Genomic DNA, 2,234 nt, shown 5'->3' with positions numbered 1-2,234 from the left:
GCACCGCCTCGATCTTCTCGCGGATGCGGCGCGCCACCACCGGCGACGTGCCGCCGGTGCCGACCGCGACCACGACATCGCCGCGATCGACGATCGCCGGCATGATGAAGGTGGAGTGCACGAGGTCGTCCATCACGTTGACCGGCAGGCCGATCGCCTTGGCGCGCACCGACATCGCAACACCGATCTCGCCTGCGCCGGCACAGAGGACGGCGATGACATCGGAAAGATCGGCGGCGAGCGGATGGCCTTCGGCGCGCTCGATCCGCGCGGCGTCCTCCGCGGCGAGACCGGCAATGTCGTGATCGCCGTCGGTCGCGTACCAGCGCACCGCGGCGCCGGCGGCTGCAAGCAGCCGCAACTTGGCGCGCACAAGGTCGCCCGCTCCAACGAGCAGCACCTTGCCGCTTTGCAGATCCAGAAACACCGGCAGATATCGCATCAGACACTCGCTTCCCCAACTTGGGGGTTGACTGAAATTATTTTCTATTTATCTCTCGATCAAGGTCAGCAAAGAGAAAATTATTTCTTCTCTATTGCAGCGCAACTTTAGAATTTTCAACTCCACAGGCCAAGGCCAAGAGATGCATCTTCTCGACAACGAATCCGTCGCCGCCAGGACGCGGTCCGCAACGCTTAGCAATGCATCTTCCGTGCCGGGGATTCCCGCCAATCAGGCGCCTCCGTCGATGGATCATCTCGACGAGCTGGAGGCGCAGAGCATCTACATCCTGCGCGAGGCGTTCGCGCGGCTGAAGAAGCTCGCGCTGCTGTGGTCGCTCGGCAAGGATTCCAACGTGATGATCTGGCTGGCGCGCAAGGCGTTCTTCGGCCGCGTCCCGTTCCCGGCATTGCACGTCGACACCGGCAAGAAATTTCCGGAGATGTACGCGTTCCGCGACCGCTTTGGAAAGGAATGGGACCTCGACCTGCGCGTCGAGCCCTGCCCGCCGATCGACAGCGTCGACCCGACCCTGCCGCCGGCCGCACGCTCCGCCGCGCGCAAGACCGAGGGCCTGAAGCTCGCACTCAACAAATATGGCTTTGACGGATTGATCGCCGGCATCCGCCGCGACGAGGAGGCGACCCGCGCCAAGGAGCGCGTGTTCTCGCCGCGCGGCCTCGAGGGCGAATGGGACGTTCGCGACCAACCACCGGAATTCTGGGACCAGTTCAACGCCTCGCCGCCGCAAGGCGCGCATTTGCGCATCCATCCGATCCTGCATTGGACCGAGGCCGACATCTGGGCCTACACCAAGCGCGAGAACATCCCGATCATCCCGCTCTATCTCGCCAAGGACGGCAAGCGCTACCGCTCGCTCGGCGATGCCGACATCACCTTCCCGGTCGCCTCCACCGCGTCCAACATCGACGAGATCCTCACCGAACTCGACGGCACCAAGATCCCGGAGCGCGCCGGCCGCGCGCTTGACCACGAGACCGAGGATGCGTTCGAGCGGCTGCGCGTCGCCGGCTATCTCTGATCAACACTTCAAGCAACACCAAGCTTCGTGCGAGCGTTCCGATGAACATGATCCTTCCCACCGCCTCGATCTCGGCAACGCCCAACGGCACGACGCGGCCGCAGGTGCGCATCGTCATCGTCGGCCATGTCGATCACGGCAAGTCGACGCTGGTCGGGCGCCTGCTGCATGAGACCGGCAGCCTGCCGGACGGCAAGCTGGAAATGCTGAAGGCGGTGAGCGCGCGGCGCGGCATGCCGTTCGAATGGTCGTTCCTGCTCGATGCGCTGCAGACCGAGCGCGACCAGGGCATCACCATCGACACCACCCAGATCCGCTTCCGCACCCGCTCGCGCGACGTCGTGCTGATCGACGCGCCCGGCCACGCAGAATTCTTGCGCAACATGATCACCGGCGCCTCGCAGGCCGACGGCGCGGTGCTGATCATCGATGCGCTGGAAGGCGTGCGCGACCAGACCAGGCGGCACGGCTATCTCCTGCATCTGCTCGGCGTGAAGCAGGTCGCGGTCGTGGTCAACAAGATGGACCGCGTCGAGTTCAGCGCCGACCGCTTCAAGGAGATCAGCGACGAGATTTCCGCGCATCTGATCGGCCTCGGCGTAACGCCCACGGCGGTGATCCCGATCTCGGCGCGCGACGGCGATGGTGTTGCCGAGCGCACGGCGCGGATCGGCTGGTACAAGGGACCGACCGTGGTCGAGGCGCTCGGTGCGCTCGAGCCGGCACGCCCGCTGGCCGAGTTGCCGCTGC

At 65.1% G+C, this 2,234-nt stretch carries 2 protein-coding genes and 1 pseudogene; 2 read left to right on the top strand and 1 reads right to left on the bottom strand.

The window, feature by feature from the left end; all coding sequences use genetic code 11:
• Positions 1–442: precorrin-2 dehydrogenase/sirohydrochlorin ferrochelatase family protein (locus AKL29_RS45995; RefSeq protein WP_283809435.1), on the bottom strand; the 442-nt coding region annotated here is incomplete at its 3' end.
• Between the two features lie 247 nt (positions 443–689).
• Here AKL29_RS45995 and cysD point away from each other — a divergent pair.
• Positions 690–1,484 carry a sulfate adenylyltransferase subunit CysD gene (cysD, locus tag AKL29_RS34360; RefSeq protein WP_028334719.1) on the top strand — a complete coding sequence of 265 codons (795 nt, stop codon included), beginning with the start codon at positions 690–692 and terminating at the stop codon, positions 1,482–1,484.
• Positions 1,485–1,525: 41 nt separating this feature from the next.
• Positions 1,526–2,234, top strand: a pseudogene (locus tag AKL29_RS45990) (GTP-binding protein); the annotation flags it as partial.

Origin of the sequence: Bradyrhizobium pachyrhizi (assembly GCF_001189245.1) — a bacterium.
GTDB lineage: Bacteria > Pseudomonadota > Alphaproteobacteria > Rhizobiales > Xanthobacteraceae > Bradyrhizobium > Bradyrhizobium pachyrhizi.
The sequence above is the reverse complement of the archived record's forward strand: the minus strand, read 5'-3'. Positions and strand labels throughout refer to the sequence as shown.

Excerpts from the sequence above, each read along its gene's own strand:
- cysD (WP_028334719.1), top strand. The coding sequence starts at position 690 with ATGGATCATCTCGACGAGCTGGAGGCGCAGAGCATCTACATCCTGCGC.